At 46.2% G+C, this 21341-nt stretch carries 13 protein-coding genes; 10 read left to right on the top strand and 3 right to left on the bottom strand.

All coding sequences use genetic code 11. The features are described 5' to 3' along the window. Nucleotides 1-28 precede the first annotated feature (28 nt). The 8 genes from FKX85_RS20180 (at nt 29) to FKX85_RS20145 (ending at nt 15824) form a co-directional block, all read left to right on the top strand. Nucleotides 29-1972 carry a glycoside hydrolase family 97 protein gene (locus FKX85_RS20180; protein ID WP_141616436.1) on the top strand — a complete coding sequence of 648 codons (1944 nt, stop codon included), beginning with the start codon at nt 29-31 and terminating at the stop codon, nt 1970-1972. 28 nt (nt 1973-2000) lie between these two features. Further along, on the top strand, nt 2001-3659 hold the full coding sequence (locus tag FKX85_RS20175) for an FAD-dependent oxidoreductase (RefSeq protein WP_141616435.1): 1659 nt from the start codon (nt 2001-2003) through the stop codon (nt 3657-3659). A gap of 736 nt (nt 3660-4395) precedes the next feature. Next, on the top strand, nt 4396-4947 hold the full coding sequence (locus tag FKX85_RS20170) for an RNA polymerase sigma-70 factor (RefSeq protein WP_141616434.1): 552 nt from the start codon (nt 4396-4398) through the stop codon (nt 4945-4947). A 62-nt stretch (nt 4948-5009) separates the two neighbouring features. Further along, nucleotides 5010-6167 carry a FecR family protein gene (locus FKX85_RS20165; RefSeq protein WP_141616433.1) on the top strand — a complete coding sequence of 386 codons (1158 nt, stop codon included), beginning with the start codon at nt 5010-5012 and terminating at the stop codon, nt 6165-6167. Between the two features lie 135 nt (nt 6168-6302). After that, nucleotides 6303-9683 (top strand): TonB-dependent receptor, encoded by a 3381-nt coding sequence (locus tag FKX85_RS20160; RefSeq protein WP_168196303.1) that lies wholly within the window; start codon nt 6303-6305, stop codon nt 9681-9683. A 10-nt stretch (nt 9684-9693) separates the two neighbouring features. Then, complete coding sequence (locus FKX85_RS20155) at nt 9694-11169, top strand: RagB/SusD family nutrient uptake outer membrane protein (RefSeq protein WP_141616431.1); 1476 nt, start codon at nt 9694-9696, stop codon at nt 11167-11169. Nucleotides 11170-11214: 45 nt separating this feature from the next. Continuing rightward, complete coding sequence (locus FKX85_RS20150; protein WP_210416881.1) at nt 11215-14526, top strand: glycosyl hydrolase; 3312 nt, start codon at nt 11215-11217, stop codon at nt 14524-14526. Between the two features lie 2 nt (nt 14527-14528). Continuing rightward, entirely contained in the window at nt 14529-15824 is a 1296-nt protein-coding gene (locus tag FKX85_RS20145) for a glucuronyl esterase domain-containing protein (protein ID WP_229239710.1), read from the top strand. Nucleotides 15825-15983: 159 nt separating this feature from the next. Here the strand turns inward: FKX85_RS20145 and FKX85_RS20140 are convergent, their stop codons facing one another. The 3 genes from FKX85_RS20140 to FKX85_RS20130 all read right to left on the bottom strand — a co-directional run bounded on the left by FKX85_RS20140 (nt 15984) and on the right by FKX85_RS20130 (nt 19978). Then, nucleotides 15984-16187 (bottom strand): hypothetical protein, encoded by a 204-nt coding sequence (locus FKX85_RS20140; protein ID WP_141616430.1) that lies wholly within the window; start codon nt 16185-16187, stop codon nt 15984-15986. Next, complete coding sequence (locus FKX85_RS20135) at nt 16171-16563, bottom strand: DUF7793 family protein (protein ID WP_141616429.1); 393 nt, start codon at nt 16561-16563, stop codon at nt 16171-16173. The genes FKX85_RS20140 and FKX85_RS20135 overlap by 17 nt, the downstream gene beginning before the upstream one ends. A gap of 283 nt (nt 16564-16846) precedes the next feature. Beyond that, nucleotides 16847-19978 (bottom strand): PAS domain S-box protein, encoded by a 3132-nt coding sequence (locus FKX85_RS20130; protein ID WP_141616428.1) that lies wholly within the window; start codon nt 19976-19978, stop codon nt 16847-16849. Between the two features lie 93 nt (nt 19979-20071). On the opposite strand from FKX85_RS20130, the gene FKX85_RS20125 reads away from it, so the two are divergent. Further along, on the top strand, nt 20072-20272 hold the full coding sequence (locus FKX85_RS20125) for a hypothetical protein (protein ID WP_141616427.1): 201 nt from the start codon (nt 20072-20074) through the stop codon (nt 20270-20272). Between the two features lie 215 nt (nt 20273-20487). Continuing rightward, nucleotides 20488-21066 carry a hypothetical protein gene (locus tag FKX85_RS20120; protein WP_141616426.1) on the top strand — a complete coding sequence of 193 codons (579 nt, stop codon included), beginning with the start codon at nt 20488-20490 and terminating at the stop codon, nt 21064-21066. Nucleotides 21067-21341: the final 275 nt, after the last annotated feature.

Genomic DNA, 21341 nt, shown 5'->3' with positions numbered 1-21341 from the left:
CTTCCCCGGATTAAAACAATAACAAGAAATGAGGAAAACAGTAATTTTGACTTTATGTCTGGGTATGTGGACATTTGCCGCCACGCTGGCGCAGCAATCCTACCAACTCCGGTCTCCGGACCGGTCGATGGTTTTACAACTGACCGTTGGCGATGAGATCAGCTATGCATTGACCGTGGATGGGCAGAAAGTGGTGGAGAATTCCGCAATTGAACTGATCACCGACCAAAAAGACAGCCGTGTATGGAAAGTGGGAAAGAAGGATGCCTATACGGTGAACCGGCAACTTTCTCCAGTGGTTTGGCAAAAGAGCCGTGAGATAACCGATCACTATAACGCTTTGCACCTAAGGTTTAAAAACGGCATGTCACTCCAATGTCGTCTCTACGATAATGGGGCGGCATGGAGATGGACCAGTAGCCTAAAAGGGGAGTATAAGGTAATAGAGGAAAAGGCCGAAGTGAATTTGGGAAAGGATGGAAAGGCCTGGTATCCGGAAGAGAGCGGTTTTTTCTCCCATAACGAACGAGCCTATAAGCATTATGACCTGACAGAAATCAATGGGGAGAAGTTGGCAAGTTTACCGGCACTTTTCGAAGTGAAGGGAACCAAGGTGCTGCTGACAGAGTCCGACCTGTTTGATTATGCAGGCATGTGGATTAAAGGGAGCGAGCAAGGAGTACAAGGGGTGTTTCCCCATTATCCAAAAGAGAAAAAGGTGACCAGTGACCGGGATGAAAAGGTCATTGAGCGCGCCGATTATATTGCGAAAATAGAGGGAAAGAAGGATTTTCCCTGGAGAATTCTGATGATTGCCAGAGAGGACAAGGAGCTGTTGACCAATCAACTGGTCTACCAGCTTGCCAGGCCATCAGAAGGGGACTTCAGCTGGGTGAAGCCCGGTAAGGTGCAGTGGGACTGGTGGCATTACAACAACGTATATGAAGTGCCGTTTAGGGCCGGAATAAACACGGAGACCTATAAGTATTATATTGATTTTGCTGCTGAACATGGCATTGAATATGTCCTTTTTGATGAAGGATGGTGCGATACAAGGGACCTGATGGACGTTTCTTCTGAAATGGATATGGAAGTTTTAACCAGCTACGCGCAGGAAAAGGGCGTAGGGCTTATCCTCTGGGCTTCCTGGTTGGTATTGGACAAGCAACTGGACATGGCGTTGGACAAATTTTCCCAATGGGGAATTAAAGGTATAAAAGTTGATTTCATGCAGCGGGATGACCAGGATATGGTCAACTATTATGAGAAAGTTTCCAGGGCGGCGGCGAAGCGGAAGATGCTGGTGGATTTTCATGGGGCCTATAAACCTACTGGCTGGCTCCGGACCTATCCAAATGTGTTGACCTCGGAAGGGGTACTTGGCAATGAAATCAGTAAGTTTGCAGGATCGATTACCCCGGACCATACCACAACCCTGCCCTTTACCAGGATGGCAGCCGGTCCCATGGACTTTACCCCCGGAGGCATGAGGAATGTCCATAAGGAGGCGTTCAAGGGAGTGCCGGCCGAACCCATGACACTGGGGACACGGTGCAACCAACTGGCGATGTATGTGGTTTTTGAAAGTCCGTTGCAAATGTTATGCGACATCCCTACCCATTATTACCAGGAACCCGAAGCGATGGAATTCCTGTCCACAGTACCGGTGGAGTGGGCAGAGACCATCCCTTTACAGGCAAAAATCGGAGATTATGTTGCCCTGGCCAGGAAGGCACCCAACGGGGATTGGTATATTGGTGCCATGACCGACAGCAGCCCACGGGAGTTGGAGATCAATTTTTCATTTCTCCCTGAAGGCAGCTATACCATGGAAGTATGGAAAGACGGGATCAATGCGGACAGGAATGCCAAGGATTTTGCCCAGGAAAAAGTCACCGTAAACAACCAGACCGTTTCCACGATAAAAATGAGCAAAGGCGGGGGATGGGTCGCCAGGATTTCAGGAAAATAATAGATAACCATAAAATACCGTTCATCCCATGAGATATTTACTGCTAGCCATGGCCATTACCCTGGTTTCCTTCCAGCATAAGAAGGACGAAAGGAGTACCCGCACATTTAAGGCCGACATCATCATCTATGGCGGAACTTCTGCAGCTGTCACCGCAGCAGTGGAAGCCTCCCGGTCAGGAAAGTCGGTCATTATGGTTTCTCCTGACAGGCATTTGGGAGGCTTGTCCTCTGGAGGCCTGGGATTTACCGATACGGGAAACAAGGAAGCCATTGGTGGGCTGGCAAGGGAGTTTTACCATCGGGTGTACCTTCATTACCAGCAGGATACCGCCTGGAAATGGCAGCGGGCAGCGGAGTATGGCAACAGGGGACAGGGGACAGTGGCAATGGATGGAGAAAACAGGACCATGTGGATTTTCGAGCCACATGTTGCCGAACAGGTTTTTGAAGGCTTTATTGCCGAAAATGGGATCCGTGTTTTTCGAGACCAATGGCTGGACCGAAAACAGGGTGTCGGTATGGTTGGTGGAGAAATCAGGGAAATACAAACGCTATCAGGAAACACCTTTCAGGGGAAAGTCTTTATAGATGCAACCTACGAAGGTGACCTGATGGCTGCAGCCGGGGTATCCTATCATGTGGGCAGGGAGGCAACTACCACTTATGGGGAAAACTGGAACGGTATTCAGAAAGAGGCTTTTCACCATGGCCACCATTTTAAGGCGCCTATAGATCCCTATGTGGTCAAAGGTGATCCCACCAGCGGGCTGTTGCCGTTTATTTCGGAAGAACCCCCGGGGACCAACGGGCAGGGAGATAATAAGATACAGGCATATTGCTTCAGGCTTTGCATGAGCAACCATCCCGATAACCGGATAGCTTTCGAAAAACCGGAAGGTTATGACCCCGCCGATTACCAACTGCTGGCCAGGGTCTTTGAAAGCGGATGGAACGAATGGTTCCAAAAATATGATGCCATCCCCAACAAAAAGACCGACACCAATAACCATGGCCCGTTTAGCATGGACTTTATCGGGGAGAACTATGCTTACCCGGAAGCTTCCTACCAGGAGCGGAAGGCCATCATCAAGGCACATGAACAATATCAAAAAGGATTGCTCTATTTTGTTGCCCATGATCCTGAGGTTCCTGAGCAGGTGAGAAAACAAATGCAGGAATGGGGCTTGGCAAGGGATGAATTTACCGATAACGGACATTGGCCGCATCAGCTCTATATCCGGGAAGCAAGAAGGATGCTCGGAGAAGGTGTGCTGACCGAGTTGGAGGTGCTGGGCAAACGTGCCGTGGAGCATCCCATAGGTATGGGGTCATACAGCATCGACTCGCACAACGTCCAGCGTTATGTTACCGAAGATGGCGCAGTACAGAATGAAGGGGATATCGGCATACATCCTCCTGAACCATACCAGATTTCCCTTGGTTCAATTTTACCCAGGCGCCAGGAATGTATTAATCTGCTGGTGCCCGTATGTGTTTCGGCCTCCCATTCGGCTTATGGTTCAGTGCGAATGGAGCCGGTATTCATGATTTTGGGACAAGCTGCAGCGGCCACCGCTGTGCTGGCCATTGACCGGGATACTGGTGTACAGGAAGTAAATTACCAGACATTACGCCCCAAATTGTTGGAAAGGGGCATGGTGCTGGACTTGGACATGCCCAAATGATACCCGAGCGGTTTGTGGAGATATGGCCAGTTAAAAATGGTCACTGGAGATTAAACGGCGTAGAGATTTTTCATTGGTATCCAGTTTGCCGTTCCTGAAAAGGCATCTCTGTCAGCAATAGCGGAAAGGAAGTACTTTCCGCTATTGCAACTTTATAAAGATGGCATAAAGTATAAAATGATATGGTGAAATAGGCTATGTTTCCAAAAAGCAAACCGGCTTGCTGTTTTCTACGGGCTTCATCTTTTTACCACCGACAGAACCAATATGAAAGCTTTCCTGAGGGAAATGCTGGATAATATTTGCTGAGAAGCGGGGCTGTGTTCGAATCAATAAAAGACAAGCTTAGGTATCTCAGATAGAGCTTTTAAGCCATCGGTCTTTTGGAATCATTTTTAAGGGGCGGTAAGTAGCCTGGTCCTGATTTTTTGTTTTCAACACCAGGTAATCAACACTTATTGCTTCCTACATTGAATGGGTTATGGTGCATTTCAGTAAAAATGGCGGAGCTCGAGCCCTTTTATTGAAATCACTACTCTAAAAAAAAGTATCTGGATACATCATAACAGTTTTATAATTAATATTTTAAATATTACCGGATGGTAGAGTCTTTGAATTGGCCAACTTGATAAAATACCGTTGTACAGGGTGGATTTATTACCTCTCTTTACTTAAAGTCTTACGCAGTTCAATGAACGAAAAGAAACTACCTGCATTTGACATATAAGAAGACCAAGTGAGAATCGAAGATAAATTATTGATAAGGGAAATTCAAAAACGGAACAAAGAGGTTTTTGAAGTACTCTTTCATGATTATTATCCCGGTTTAGTAAAGTTCGCTGAAGGCTTTGTATTTGAACCTGAAGTATGCCAAGACATTGTACAGAATATTTTTATCCATATTTGGGAACAAGCGGAATATTTGACAATTACTGTTTCACTAAAGTCGTACCTGTATAAGGCTGTCAGAAATAGATGCTTAAATCACATCAGAAATCTTAACATCCAGGATAAGCACCATTTGTTATATATTGAGGCAAGTTTAAATGATTCCCAGGCGGGTTGGGAGGATACTGAAATCACCCAAAAAATAGAAAGCGCCATTGATGAGCTACCTCCGAAAATGGCAGAAATTTTTAAGCTCAAATACTTGGAGGAAAAAACACTACGAGACATTGCCGCCCAGCTCGATATTTCTGAAAATACCATCAAAACCCAACTGTTGAGGGCCAAAGGAAAACTAAGGAAGGCACTGGTTAGGACTCTTGATCTGAATTTTTTTCTATAAAGACTTTTTATTTGTCACCCATTCCTTAATGCTATGGGTCATAGGGGTAAAAACAATAACAGGTGAGTGAAAATTCTGTAAATATTGATTTTTCTATTATATGGAAAAAGCTGCACGCTTCTTTAAGCGAGCAAGAAGAACAGCAGCTTCAAGATTGGTTGGCCGAAAGTAATGAACACCAGGCGTATTTTGACCGTGCAAAAAAGTTTTACAAAGCAGGATCGCAGTTTGGCGATCAGGCTGTTATAACAGAAAAGGACTTTCGAAACATTGATGAACGATTGCAGAGGGTAAAACCAAGGAAATGGAATATCAGAAAATTTGCTGCAGTAATTGTTCTGATGGGCTTGGCCATGGCTGTGCTAAAATCATTGATATTCGACACTTCGTCTCCCAGGCAGCGGGTAACATCCATTCAACCGGGAACAGAAAAAGCCATCCTTCTAATGGACGATGGAACTTCCTATGACCTGTCTTCAGGAAAGGCGCTCAGGTTGAATGAAGGGGGAAGCCAGATTGTCAGTCAGGGAAAATCCCTTAAATACAACCAGGGGAAACCTGCAGGGGGGCAGGTAAAATATAATACCCTTGTCATTCCCTTGGGAGGGCAGTTCAACCTGACCCTGACCGATGGTACCAAAATATGGTTAAATGCGGGTTCTACATTGAAATATCCCACCGCCTTTAGCGGTAGTGAAAGAAGGGTGGAGCTGACCGGAGAAGCTTACTTTGAAGTAGCAAGAAATGAAGAAAAACCGTTTAAGGTCCATACCGAAGACCAGGTCGTAGAAGTATTGGGCACCGCCTTCAATATTTCTTCCTATCAAGAGGTGCCCGCCATCTATACCACCCTTGTGGAGGGAAGGGTGAAGGTCTTTTTAGAAAATAATCCTCATGAAAATCAAATCCTTTCGCCCAACCAACAAAGCGTGTTGACCAGAGGCCACAATACCATCGACCAAAGAACAGTGGATGTACGGGAGTACATCTCCTGGAAAGATGGTTGGTTCTACTTTCATGATAAACCACTCAAAGCGATCATGGATGAAATATCTAGGTGGTATGAGGTTGATGTGCAATTTAAAAATATTGAAGCCAGCGAGCTTCCCTTTACCGGTGAGATCAGGAAATATAAAGACTTGGAGGATGTTCTGATCCTATTGGAGAAAACCAGAGATGTACAATTTAGAATAGAAAGGAGGACAATCATCATAGAATAAAAAAAGGAGGATGTTGGTAGCATCCTCCTGAAAACATATCGAATTCATCTTAATGTTTTACTTAAGCAATTTAAAATTATGAAAAAAAAACCCAGTAACCTACCCTTATGCATTAAGGGTAAAATGCTATTGACCATGAAACTCACCATAATCCTTATTTTGGTGGCCGTGATGAACGTTTCAGCAAGTGCTTATTCCCAAAATACCAAACTCGCACTGAATTTACATCAAGCCTCTATAGAACAGGTGTTTGAAGCGATTAAAGACCAAAGCGACTTTAACTTTCTTTACCGCTCGGACTTAATCAAGGAGATTCCCACTGTCAGCATCAATGTTAATAAGGCTAATATTGAAAAGGTCCTCGACCAGGTATTGGTCCCTTATCAGTTCACCTACGATGTATATGATAAGACCATAATAATCAGAAAAATTGAACCACAAGAAAAGGATGAAACAGCTTTACCTCAGAAAACAAGCGTCATAGATGTATCCGGTACGGTAACCGATGAAAATGGGCAGCCCATACCCGGGGCGACAATCCAGGTCAAAGGTACCACCAAAGGAACCGTTACCGATATAGAAGGTAGTTATACTATTAATGCAGAAGATGGAGATATACTTATTTTTAGCTTTATTGGTTATGAAAAACAATCGATTGAAGTAGCCCATCAAACTGTCATAGATGTGTCATTAGTCCCTGACATGAAGGCATTGGAAGAAGTGGTGGTCGTGGGATACGGAACCCAAAGCAAACATAATATTGCTACGGCTATCGCTACAGTAACGGGAGAAAGTATGGCCGATCTTCCAGTGACCAACCCCACCCAGGCGTTGGTAGGGCAGGTTTCAGGAGTTCAGTTACAGCAGACCAACGGAGCGCCTGGCGAAGCACCAGTGGTAAGGATCCGTGGTAATGGTTCCATCACCAGTGGCAATGGCCCTTTATATGTGATCGATGGATATCCAACCAATGATGCCAACCTGATCAATGCCATTGCTCCACGGGATATTGAAAGTATGGACATCCTCAAAGATGCGGCAGCGGCAGCTATTTATGGGTCTAGGGCAGGTAACGGAGTTATCATTGTGACAACCAAAAAGGGAAAAAGCGGTAAAACAAGATTTACCTTTGACGGTGCAATTGGCTTTGAAAATGTCATGCAGAAGTATGAGCTGATGAATGCCCAGGAATTTGTAGAGATGGCCAAGGAAGGCCTTACCTACCAGGGGCGGGAAATTCCTGAATTCCTGAATTCCCCGGAGCGATGGGCCAATACCGATTGGCAGGATGTGATCTTCCGTACGGCACCTTTCCAGAACTACCAACTTGGAGCAAGTGGTGGTACCGATAAGATGCGGTTCGCCGTGTCGGCTGCTTATACCGATCAGCAGGGGATCATTGAAAATACTTTTATGAAACGTTATAGCCTTCGGGCCAGCTTTGATGCGGATATTACCAATAAATTGCGGGTAGGAGTAAATCTGCAACCTTCCTTTACCCAGAGGCGCACACAGCAGACTACTGGAGGAAATACCTCGACAGGGGTGGACGGTATACTGGCAGAGGCACTGACGATGCCGCCCATACTTCCGGTGTGGCAGGAGAACGGTGATTACTTTGTGATCACCCAAGATCCGGAAATGAAGACCATTTTCAACGATGAACTGTCCAATCCACTAGTGAAGCTGGATGCCAATAAGGACTATTTTTATACCTTCAGGCAGTCAGGGAATGCGTTCCTCGAATATACACCTATTACAGGCCTTACCATGAAATCGACCTTTAACCTCGGAATAACCGCTGAAAAGGAAGAGTGGTACGTAGAACCTTTCCTGGCCAGGGGGAATGGCAATACGGGAAATATCTCAACGCCAAACCTTGCACAGATCAGGGCGCGAAGACAAAACACCACCAATACAAATTGGTATTGGTCAAATACGGCAACCTATGATTTTGACCTGGGCAACAGCCACCATTTAACAGCCCTGCTCGGTTTCGATGCGGCGCGTCAGAGCGATTTTTTTGTATCCCTGGAACCTCGCACCGATAAGGATAATCCGGTAGCCTTTGTAAATTCCAATGTCAAGAACGTCCAGGGAGCAGTGCTTACTCAAGGGACCTCCCAACGCAGGGAGTACGTGTTCGATGCAATCTTCGGAAGGGTCAACTATAACTATAATAATAAATACCTGTTTTCCGCATCGCTCCGAAGGGATAGATCCAGCCGTTTCGGACCAGAAAACCGAACAGGTGTATTCCCTTCGGTTTCTGCTGGATGGAATATCAGTGATGAGCCATTCATGGAGTCGCTTTCCTCCCTGTCCATGCTAAAAGTAAGAAGTAGCTATGGGGAAACGGGCAATGATCAGCTGGGAGGATACTATCCCTGGATAACCACGCTGCAACGCGAATATTATGTGTTTGGGACCACCGATGCCCAGGTGGTAGCCTACCGACCTGGGGGATTTTCCAATAACCAGCTAGGTTGGGAGAAGAACCGCCAGTTTGATGCAGGCATCGAAGTAGGCTTGTTCAAAGACCGTGTCAGCTTAGTAGTGGACTTTTATAACCGTAACAGTAACCTTATTCTCAATGCGGATTTGCCCTCTATTAACGGAAAGGCTACCTCGGTTATCCAAAATGTCGGCAATGTCCGGAATAGGGGATGGGAGTTTGCCATGAACACGGTCAATATCGCATCGGAATTTAAATGGAACACCGCCTTCAATATCTCCTTCAACCGCAACAAGATCGTAAGCCTGACAAGTGGCCAGACCCAGCTAAGCAACCAAGGGGTGGTACGCAACTATGTGGGTAGGCCCATGGGCGATCTGTACATGTACATTGTCGAAGGGACCTTTAACAATGCAGAAGATGTGGTCAATTACCCCAAGCTCGGCTCCCAGGGGATTGGCGATTTAAGGTATAGGGACGTATCAGGCCCTGAAGGAGTGCCGGATGGTGTAATCAATGCGAATGATCAGGTAAGGGCAGGTAATTATCAACCGGATTTTGTTTATGGGCTCACCAATACGTTTTCCTATAAAAATCTTGATCTAACCATTTTGATCGACGGTAGTCACGGTGCCGAAGTGTACAGGAGCCAGGAGCTTGCTCTCAGCTTAAGCCGATGGTTGGAGAATGGATCAAAAGAATCAATGGGACGCTGGCGCTCTGAGTCCGATCCCGGTAACGGGAGGTACCATCGGGCCGGAACAACCAATCTGTCCTCCAATATTGCTCCGAGTACACGATACCTTGAAAATGGAAGTTTCCTGCGTGTCCGCAATGTCACGCTTGGGTATCAGCTGCCACCGGTACTGCTGGATAAAATTCAAGTGCAGCAACTGCGCCTGTATGTGACTGGCCAGAACCTGCATACTTTCAGCAAGTTTGGCGGTTTTGGAAATCCACAGGGTAACGGAGCCGGCGATAACGCTACCAACAATGGCGTGGAGTCAGGAACCTACCCACTGGCAAGGAATATTTCTTTTGGAGTTAACCTAACCTTTTAATCAAGACTTTATGAAAACGATATATAACCTAGCAACATCCGTTGTATCGCTTACTTTGCTGCTGATCGTATCTTCCTGCAGTAATGATTATTTCGATAGATTTCCTACAGATGAGCCAACTGAAAATACCTTCTTTACCGACCAGGCCAGCATCGAGCAGATGTTGAATGATGGGTATGTGACCTTAAGGGATGCCTATGAGTATTATTACGTCATCGGAGATTTGGCATCCGACGATGTTTATAACAGTAAGTTTAACAACTCTTCGGACCATATCACCATTAATGAATCAAATGTAGTGGCCGATAACGGCATTATCAGCAACCTGTGGAACAGCGCGTATGCAACAATATCGAGGACTAACCTCGTACTTGAAAATATTGACAAGGTGTCGATGAGCGATTCGGTAAGGAACCAATATGCCAATGAAGCCAAATTCCTGAGGGGCTTGATGTATTTTAACCTGGTAAGGATTTATGGTGATGTTCCCTTAGTGCTTGAAGATGTAAAAACCCAGGAGGAAGCACTTTCATATGGCCGTGAAGCTGTGGCCAATGTGTATGATCAGATTATTGCCGACTTTACAGATGCGGAGAAATTGCCTGCTTTTTATACAGATAACGCAGATATAGGCAGAGCAACCCGGTACGCAGCAAAAGGCATGTTGGCAAAAGTCTACCTCACACTGAAGCGTTATAGCGAAGCGAATGCCAAACTTGAACAGGTCATGGCCTCGCCGCCGACCGGAAATGCCAATGCGTATCACCTGCTGACCAGCTATGCAGATGTCTTCGATGCTGCCAACCCAAATAATGCAGAAATCATCTTTGCGGTGCAATTCGCACGGGGCTTTACCCCATCGCAGGGAAATCCATTTGTCCAGGGAGCCATGGCCAACGAAGACATCGGAACCGGAGTACTGAAAAGAGGCACGGGAACTTTCTTGATGACTGAGGACCTGGCAGCCAGCTTTCCGAATTCCGACAAGCGCAGGGGAATGTTCAGCCGCCTTGATGGATCACGACGTTCCTATGTCTTTACCACCAAGTATTATGATGAAGGTATGGTATCGACAGTAGATGCAGGTAATGACTGGATCGTCCTCCGGTATGCCGATATCAACCTAATGTATGCCGAGGTACAAAATGAAATGGGCGATCCAGGGGCAGCATATCCGTTCCTGCAGGCAGTTAGGACACGGGCGGGCTTGGCCACAGATGAAAACCTTAAGACTGATCAGGCTGCCATGCGCCTGGCCATAGAACAGGAACGCCGGCTTGAATTATTCTGTGAGGGACATCGTTGGTTTGACCTTTCCCGAACCGATCGTTTGCTTACCGTGATGAACAGTCATTTTCAAAGTGATTTGTCCAACGATGAAATCGGCACCGATAATATGGTCCAGGACTATGAGCTTATATTCCCCATTCCGCGATTTCAGGTGAACCTTAATCCGGAGAATATAGATCAGAATGACCAGTACTAGAATAAACTACCACGCACCCGTTAGGGGATGCATTAAACCGAAGTTATGATCAATACATGTTTTTTGTTAAAAAAAGCCTTTGTCATCAGCGGGCTGTGCCTTATCACCACCATGGCTTGGGCACAGCAGTATGATGTGCTAAAGAAAGGTTTCGAAAACCCGCCCACCTCCGCCTGGCCACGGACCTGGTGGCACTGGACCCATAGCAATGTCACCAAAGAAGGAATCACCAAAGACCTCGAGTGGATGAAGCGTGTGGGCATCGAAGGCTTTCAACTGGCTGATGTGGCTGCAGGTGGCGGTCAGGTAGTGTCAAAGAAAACTATTTTTGGCACCGAGGAATGGCTTGATGCGGTGCACCATACCGCAGTGGAGGCCGAACGGCTCGATCTGGAAATGGCGACGTTTACCTCTGCGGGATGGAGCTTGACAGGAGGGAGTTGGGTACAGCCGGAACAGGCGATGAAAAAGCTGGTTTGGTCAACAGTCAGGGTAGATGGTTCGAAGACCTATCATACAAAACTACCGGAGCCATCCAGCAGGGTAGGGGCCGGTCCCAATGTCTTCAACACCAACACAAAAGCAGGTCCTTATTATGCCGATCACGTAGTGATAGCTTTTAGGACTCCGGAAGCAGAGTTGGCAGCCGGGTCCATGAAGCCGTCTCTTCGGACCGATCGTGGGGCCGAAGACGGAAGGGCACTTTATGATGGTGATATGTCGACAAGCATTTCTGTACAGAGAACCGTTGATGGGAATGACCCACAGTTGCTCCTTACCTATCCGGATCCCGTGAAGGCGAGGGCACTGACCATTGCCGCTGGGACAGGAATTCCTTTTGCACGGGTAGCGGCCAGTATGGACGGAGTAAGTTTCAAAACGCTTACCCACTTACCAGGGAAATCAGGTTACCGCGGCGGGAACATACGGACATATGCCTTTCCTGAAACCGAAGCAAGATATTATCGGCTGGAGTTTACCAACGCCCCCGTGCGGCCTGCCGATGTAATCTCGGAGAATACTACCCCAGTGGATAGCCTCTATAAAATTGCAGAGATACGCCTCCATACCGGGGCCAGGGTAAACCGGTGGGAGGACAAGGCAGGTTTCAATATGTTGTTTGAATATTCTGGGGTGGAAACTCCTGAAGTCCCGGAAAATGCAAGAATTCCGAAAGGAGGAATAATTGACCTGACCTCAAAGATGAAAGGCGATGGAACACTGCACTGGCAGGTGCCTGAAGGAAATTGGACTATCATGCGTTTCGGATATGCGCTGACAGGGGCAAAGAATCGGCCGGCAGTTCCGGAAGCACAGGGCTATGAGGTAGACAAGTTAAGTAAAGAACATACAGGCGCATACATCAGGCATTATACTTCCCTGCTCAAAAGAGGCCTGGGGCCTTTATTCGGTCAACGTCTCCAGTATATGTTAATGGACAGTTGGGAAGCCGGGATTCAGAACTGGACCGATAAAATGGCCGAAGAGTTTAAGGCCCGACGGGGCTACAGCTTGCTCCCCTTTTTGCCGGTTATGGCCGGGTATATTGTGGGTGATGCCGAAACCAGCGATCGTTTCCTTTGGGACTTCCGGCGTACCTTGGTGGACATGTTTGCAGAAAACCATTATGGAACGGTTACCGACTACTTGAACAGCCAGGGAGTGAAGACGTACGGAGAGGCTGGAGGGGTGTCGCTCGAGTCAATGGAAGATGCACTGCTGAATAAAAAGTACGTGGATATCCCTATGGGAGAATTCTGGGTGAAGGACCTTCATCCTTCATCTATGTATTACCAGGATATACGCGGTGCAGCATCATCTGCTCACGTATATGGTAAGAAGCTGGTGGCAGCCGAGGCGTTTACGGGAGGGAATTTTGAATCGCCCTTTACGCTCAAGAAGATAGGCGATTATTGGTTTACACAAGGAGTAAACAGGCTGGTATTCCATACTTCGGCCCACCAGCCGCTGGACACGAAGCCGGGAAATGCCATGGTGGGAACCCATCTTCACCGGAACATTACCTGGGCAGAGGATGCACGTCCACTTTTTACACATTTCGCCCGCAACGCGTATATGCTGCAACGCGGAATATTTGTGGCAGATGTAGCCTACCTGCTAAAAGAAGGAGCCCCGTCTACCATGCCATTCTGGGGGGGAGGTTTAAAACCTGAACTTCCGGAAGGGTACGATTACGATTATATCAATACTGATGCGCTCATCGGCAGGATGCAGGCCGACTCTACTGGCCAGCTGGTATTGCCCGACGCAATGAGCTATGCGCTGTTGGTATTGCCCGATGTAGCTGAAATGACCCTGCACGTACTGAAAAAAATCAAATCCCTGCTTGAATGTGGGGCAACGGTAGTAGGTCCCCGACCGGAAAAAATGGCAGGATTGGACACTGCAGCGTATGCAGAAGCGGAGTTTATACATCTGGTTGATGAAATCTGGGCTGACCTGGACGGTAAGAGCAGGACTCGCCGGGAGTATGGTCAGGGGCGCCTTTTCTGGGGACTGTCCTTAAAAAAGGTACTTAAAGCCATCGGTGTTCCAAAGGATGCAGAATTAAGCTATTCTGCAGAAAAAACGGCTTGGATCCACCGTAAGGTCGATGATACGGATGTTTACTATGTGGTCAACCGTACTGACGAGACCCAACACATACGAGGCCGTTTTAGGGTAGCCGGTAAAAATGCAGAGCTTTGGAATCCGGATGAAGGGACCATAGGACCGGCAGCTTATCGAATCACCGACAAATTCACAGAAGTACCGGTTGAATTACCGGCCGGGGGATCAACTTTTGTGGTGTTTTCAGGTTCTGCGACCGAACAGCAGCGAACAGTTGCCTATAGGCAGGAAGAGACCTTGGCTGAAATTCAAGGGCCATGGCAAGTGAGCTTCCCTCCAAATTCCGGCGCACCCGAAGAGATCGAGCTGAAGACCTTGGGTTCGTTGTCAACCCATCCCCAAGAAGGCGTGAAATATTTTTCAGGCAAAGCCAACTACCGACAAACGATCTCGGTGAAAAAGGATTGGCTTACCCGAAAGGGAAACGTTTACCTTGATCTGGGCAAAGTTAGCGATATCGCCTCAGTGTCGGTCAATGGCAAGAAGATGCCACTGGTTTGGAAGGCCCCTTTCAGGGTGGATATTACGCAGGCCCTGGGAGCAGGGGACAATGATCTGGAAGTAGAGGTGACAAATGGTTGGACCAATAGGCTTGCCGGGGATAAACTTTTTCCCGATAAAAAAGTATTGGATGGTTATGTAAGGCCTTTCGGTGGCCCTTATCAATTACAGGAATCGGGCCTTCTCGGACCGGTCAGGATAGTTATGGAAAAAGAACAACCTTAATCATGAGAACTTTAAAATTATTTGCACTGGCTTTATTCTTTACTATGATGTGCCAGGTAAAATCAAGGGCTCAGAATGCCCCCACCTTGGTGGCCGGTATTCCTGTGAATTATGATGAGTCGAAAGTAGGGGATTATATCTTGCCAGATCCCTTGCTTAAATCCAATGGAAAAAAAGTATCCAGCAGGAAGGATTGGATGGAAAACCGGCGCCCTGAAATATTGAGGATTTTTGAACAGGAACAGTTTGGAGAAGGTCCGGGTAAACCAATGGAAATGAGTTTTAATGTGTTTGATAAAGGTACACCTGCCTTCAGAGGCAAGGCTATTCGAAAGCAGGTGCGAATATATTTCACCAAAGATACTTCCAGTAACCATAAAATGGATCTGGTGATCTATGTCCCCACCAATGCAACGAAGCCTTCACCGCTGTTGCTTGCCCTTTCCTTTTCACCCAATTCACAGGCCATAGACGATCCGGGCATTTGTCCGGGCACAGTTTGGAAAGATGGAGAGAAGGTTCCTGCTACCCGCTCGGCAATTGGCAAGGTCGACGTGGAGCGTTATATTTCCAATGGAATAGGGTATGCCAGTGTGTATTATGGAGATATCGAACCAGATGCGAAAGACGGGATCAGGTACGGGATACGCAGTGTTTACCTGAAATCTGGGGCCACCCAAGTTGGCCAAAACGAGTGGGGAGCAATATCGGCCTGGTCCTGGGGGCTGAGCCGTGCCATGGATTATTTGGAAACCGATAAATCCATTAACTCCAATATGGTAGCGATCCAGGGGGCATCGCGATTGGGAAAGACTGTTTTATGGACAGGATCCCGCGATCAACGGTTTGCTATGGTAATTGCAAGTATTTCCGGGGAGAGCGGAGCGGCTTTGAGCCGGCGGGATTTTGGGGAAACCGTTGCACACATGACCGATACATCACGCTATTTCTACCAGTTTGCACCGCGCTACCATCAGTATTCACATAAGGTGAACCAGATGCCCATGGACAGCCATATGTTGATCGCACTAATGGCTCCTCGTCCATTGCTGCTTCAAACAGGTAGTACGGACTTTTGGTCGGATCCCAAAGGAGAATACCTTGCTGCTCAAGCTGCGCAGCCGGTTTACGATCTTTTTGGGCTGGAAGGGGTGGGAGCCCGGCCCTTTCAGCCTCCGCAAGATGATACAATGCTCAGTACATTGGGCTACTATATGCATGAAGGAGGGCATACGGTATTGCCCGAGGACCATGAGGTTTTTATCCGTTTTATAATGAAGCATTTCAGACTGGACTGAAAGCGGCCTCTTGAAGATGAATGATCTCCGGCTAGGTTGCTTACTCTTTCTTCCAGAAAAAACAGCCATCAAGTACCAATCCTTTTAAAATGATCAAATAGTCCTATTTTAAAATCAAACTCAGGTTGACAGGTGAAAAAGTGAGATTTATGACGCTGACTAAAAATATTTCCGAGAACCTTTAAATTCATCTGTTTCTTCCAGCACTTTCAGTCGGCTAGTCAATACATTCAATAAGACATCCGAAATGATGGCATTCAAGTTAAAGGGGAAATCGAAGCTTTCAGTTTTTTCAACGGATGGATAAGGTGGTATGGTGTGGGCATTACCATAATGGGTATTGCCTTCACTTTTTCTCTTCATTATTAATCGTTTTCAACCATTCCATGGCCTTTGAGCATTCTGTAAACAAGCGGGTAGGAAACAAGGGCCTGTTGAATCCCAAAAAGAAATTTCCAATAAGGTTTGCCATCTGCGATTTGGCCACGATGCCCACTGCATACTGGATTTTTGCACACTGTTCACTGCCAAACAGTTCCCTGCACTCCTTTGAAATGCCTTTGGCCATACTGATATCAACCAATAGCGCTGCCCGCTTTCCATCTGCCAATGTGGTTACTGCCTGTAGGTTTTCCTGGCCATCTTCCAGTTCTAGAAATTTATTGGGAAGGACCTTGCAAACAATAATCCCGTTCTCTAAAAGTTTGAATTCCTGGGTCCTGGTTTTAATATATTCCATGTGCTGTTCGTGATAATATTCCTAAATTATACAAATTATCATTATTTGTATTGATTAATTTATATAATGAAAGGTTATTGTTGTGGGAACAGGTAACGATTTACCTATTTGGTGTCAAAGATAATAAGTAAATCGAAAATAGTATTAAAAATGTAAAGTTTGAAATATATGAAAACGTAAATAAAATACATTTTTAAGTATTTTATTTATATTAATGGTTATTGGAAAATAACCGATCACCTGGAGATGCTTAGACCCTTAAACTGCCCCAACCGGAAACGGTCTAGGTGTTATTGTCATCGGGGTTATCAAATGTCCTTTCGGTGATCTCATGGACGACTTTGTCAAGTTCCTTACAGGAACTGTCTATCCATTCCAGAATCTGTTCCAGGGAACCATCATTTGTGTCAGCTTCCTTCGATATGGATATCAAGCCCATAATTCTGGAAAGGGGAGCCCTGATCTGGTGGGACTGTAACCATGCGATTTCCCGTAGGTTTTTGTTTTGTTGTTGTATTCTCGCAAGTTGCTTGCGGGAAAAGGTCACATCAAGGACCGAGCCTACCGAGCGGACCGGACTTCCGGTTTCATTTCTCAATATCAAACACCTGTCTACCACATAGACAATCCTGTCGTCTTCCAAAAGCAACCTGTACTCCCTTTTCCATGATTTGGAGGTTTTGTTTTGCAGGGAACGCTGGAAGGATTGCCAGACACTTTCTGAATCTTCGGGATGGACCTTCTGAAACCAGGAGTTCTTCTTGGAGAAGGACTCGGTTTCCTTATAGCCAACATCCTTTCCAAACCTTGTTCCCCGGATGATACTGCCGGTTGAATGGTCCAGCTCCCAGATCATTTCATTGCTGACCTTCATGGCCAATTTGAAGCGGTTGTTGCTGATAGAGAGCTTTTGTTCATGTTCCTTTTGTTCGGTAATGTCCCGGATGGCACCTTCGATGCGGACAGGCTTTCCTTCCCTGTTTGAAACCAGCCTTAATTCCTGTTGCACCCACTTTACTTTTCCCTTTCCATTGATTATGCGGTGTTGAAAGCGGGTTACCTTACCTGGCTTGAGGCTTTTGGTGGGATCATGTTCGAGCAAATACCTGTCCTCGGGATGGAATGTTTTGATCAGGTTTTCCATGGTAGGCTTAAAATCCTTGGGGCTATACCCATATATTTTATAGGTCTCCTCACTCCATTCAGAGACGTCAGCACCAAAGTCCCTGCTCCAATATCCAAGTTTCCCGATTTTTTGGGCCGTTTTTAATTTAGTATAGGCCTCTGTGAGGTCATTCTCGGCATTTTTCTGTTCGGTAATGTCCTTGGCCACCGCGATGATGATTTTGGATTCCGGGATGGGCTTTCCTTTCCAGATCAAGGTCCTTACCCTACCGGTTTTGGTCAGGAGTTTGGCTTCCAGGGGATAGTTGGTTTTCCCCCCAAGGAAAGCGGTCATCTTTTCAAGGGAGAGGCCATTATCATTTTTATATACAAAGCCCAGTAGGGGTTCCTGTAATAATTCCTTTTTGCTGTACCCCAACAACCGTAGCAATGCCTTGTTGTATTTTTTTATAAGCCCATCAAAGCCAATGACACATAAGGGCCCCGGAGACAAATCAAAAAAACTTTTATATTCCTCCTCTATTAATTTTTGTTGGATAACAGCCCCGATTGGCTCAAATACAGCTTTTAACAACCGTATTTGGCTTTTCAGCAATGCTGCTTTTTTTGTTGAAAATCCGAGGAAGACACCTAGCAAATTATTATTATAAGAAATAGGGATGGAGAATGCGGATTGTAAAGCTGTCTGCGCAATTTGTTTTTTCCTGATCAATACGGGCTCCTGAGGGAGGTTATCCCATACCTTGGTGGCGTTGGCTGCCCAGCAGGTGCCGGGGAGTCCCTCGCCGAAGGCGAGGCTGTCCAGCCTGCTTTCTTTGTAAAGCTTGGCATACCCGGGAACCGTATGGCATTTTGAAACCAAGTTCAGGTGAAGCCTATCCTTTGAAATGAGCCAGGTTTCACAGTAGTCGATATCCGGTAGTTGGATCACCTTTGCCAGCGCCCGCGAAATCCCTTTGTTAAGGGCGCCGGGATGTCCAATGGCATTGGTCATGGAGGCGACCATATCACTGGTCATTCTTTTTTCCATCTGTTCGGTTACCACCTGGGTGTTGGCGATGATGCCGTTTATGGATGGATCGTTTAAGTGGTTGGACAGTTCGGTGTGTAGCCAGGCCCAGTTTCCCTGGGCGTCGGCAAAGCGGTAGGGATCCACAGAAACATGATCGGTATGTTCAAGGGCTTTTAACTGTTCTGTTACCCTTGTGATATCATCCGGGAAAATAAATTCGAACGCATTTTTCCCCATGAACGATTCGGGAGCCCTTCCCAATATTTTTGTACTGGTCGGTGCCACATACTTATAATTGCCGTTCCCATCAATCAGGGCAATCAAATCCGTGCCGTTTTGGACCAATGACCGGAACTTGGTTTCACTTTCTTCCAGCTTTTTATATGAGGCCTCTTCTTTGATGGCATAGGATAGGTTGCTGGACAGACTGTTCAATAGGTGCAGATCCAGATCCTGCCATTGCTTTTCTTCCTTGTGGCCCTCGACTCCTATTGTTCCAACTGGTTCATTGTCCATCATTACTGGCAATAGAAAGATCGATTTAATACCCTGCCTCGCCAGAACTGATCTTAAGCCTGGATCGGAAAGTTGGGAGATGGTTGTGCTAAAAGGTTTGCCTTTCTCCAGGAGTTTCTTACATCGGGGCAAATGAACAAGGCGGGAAGGAACCCGCACCTCTTGGGGCGATGTCTTGCCGAACGGCCAGGAGACGGGCCCATCCATAAGGACCCTGGTTCCTTCCAAGGGGAAAAAGTAAAGCCTGTCGGGCCCTAACAGCTCTCCGATAACCTCAAAACACTTTTTCAGGGCATTGGGCCAGTCCTTTGATTTAAGGAGGATTTCCTGGAATTCCCCGATGGCGACTAAATACCTTTTTTGCTTTTCGATATGTTGCTGCTGTTGGTAAGTTTCCGTTAGGTCTATGGCCGATACGATTTCAGCATGTTTACCATGGTAGTGGATGGGATTACTTTTGATCTTTACCTGAATGATCGTCCCATCTTTTTTTTGGTGCCTGAACAGGTTTCCCTTAAGGAATTTGCTTCGCTTTCGTGCGGCGGTAACCGCCTCTTCCAACAGTTCGATATCCTCAGTTGGCCGGATATCCCGGAGTGTCATGTTCAAAAATTCGTTCTCGCTGTATCCATAATGGATGGTGGCCTCCTTGTTGACAGCCAAAAACTTGTAGGTGTCAAGGTCGTAGATCCACATAGGAAATGGAGATTGGTCAAAAATAACCTGGTCGGGCTTTTTGGGTTCAGGTGAGGATGTTGACATGGTTTGCAGTTCAGTTATTTTAATCTGCCAAAACTATTTTACATATACCAATTATTTGCCATAAATATCCAAATTGTATACATGGAGTGTTATATGATTGCTGATAAATGGAGGTCCAATTGCCGCAAAGCATGGAAATCCAAGGCAAATAAGGAGGGATCAAATGCCTACTACTGGTCACCCTATGGTGCCGAAATGAACATGGTCAAGACCCATGAGCTCAAACCGGGCATGGGACAGGGAAATGAGGCGAAGTATGAGCAGCAGGAAAAGACAACAGGCCCCGGAAAGTGAAAACTCTCCTAAAGAAGCCAAAAAAGAGCGCCCATGTGGGCACCGCTGATGCTATAGCTGATAGACTTCTCCATGGGGATTGGAGTTGCTTTTTCCATCATTAACTGGCATATACAATATTGCTTAATGATTTATACAGCTCCATTATTTGTGGTAACGGGTAAAACATGGTAAATTAAAGCCATCTGGCTCTTCTATTTAAATGTTAGGCTTTGTTGAAAAAAAATATAACGATACCGAAATTCGTATTCCATTATTACGAACTCGACAATGGACCATTCCGGAATATTACTGAATATGGCTATCAAGAAGCCAAGAGAATCCAACATCAAATCTCGGAAGGATGGAATAGTAAGAGACCGGGGAATTATATTGAATTAAGGTTGGCGTTAGAAAAGAGAATTAAGGAACAATTCATCTCAAAAGGAGGAAAACCCAATAGAAATGACCCTTTCTATTTTACTTTGGGAGAATGTGACTGGGCAAAATCCTGGTATGTAAACCCAGGGGTCGTGAAAATTCCTTTAACTGCCTTTAAACCTGAGCACATAAGCTTTACTTACCCTGATAGTATGGTGTCGTTTCAGTTTTTTGATGAGCCAAAACTTGTCACATATAGAAAAGCTTGTAACGGACAAATTTTTTTGTTGGACCAAATGAATGAACTTATAAATGAATACGGAATTCCATCGGATGAAAAGTGTCTGGCAGAAGAAAGATTAAAGTATGATAAATATATTGAAGCCCAAGTATGGGACGATGAAATAATTCATGAATATAAAAACAAAGCCTGATCAAAGACGGTTGCGGGGGATAGGCCCAGGGGGCGTTCCTTATACCACCGTACGTGCTATTCTTACCAGCTTAGCCTTTTCTTTTCAAGTGTGACATGGTAATCCGTTCCAAGAGTTGGGCTTTGGGCTACAGCCCACCCTCCTTTTTTGATTCTGCTCCATACCCGGGCATTCGTTTGGACGGTCGTTTTTTTGACCTATATTCACCCATTAGGGGATCATACCAGGCATATAGGATATGATATGACGTCTGAACGACTGGCAGTAAGGCCTTC

The organism is Echinicola soli, assembly GCF_006575665.1.
In the GTDB taxonomy this organism is placed as follows: domain Bacteria; phylum Bacteroidota; class Bacteroidia; order Cytophagales; family Cyclobacteriaceae; genus Echinicola; species Echinicola soli.
Note: the sequence above shows the minus strand (reverse complement) of the source record. Positions and strands in the feature narration are given on the sequence as shown.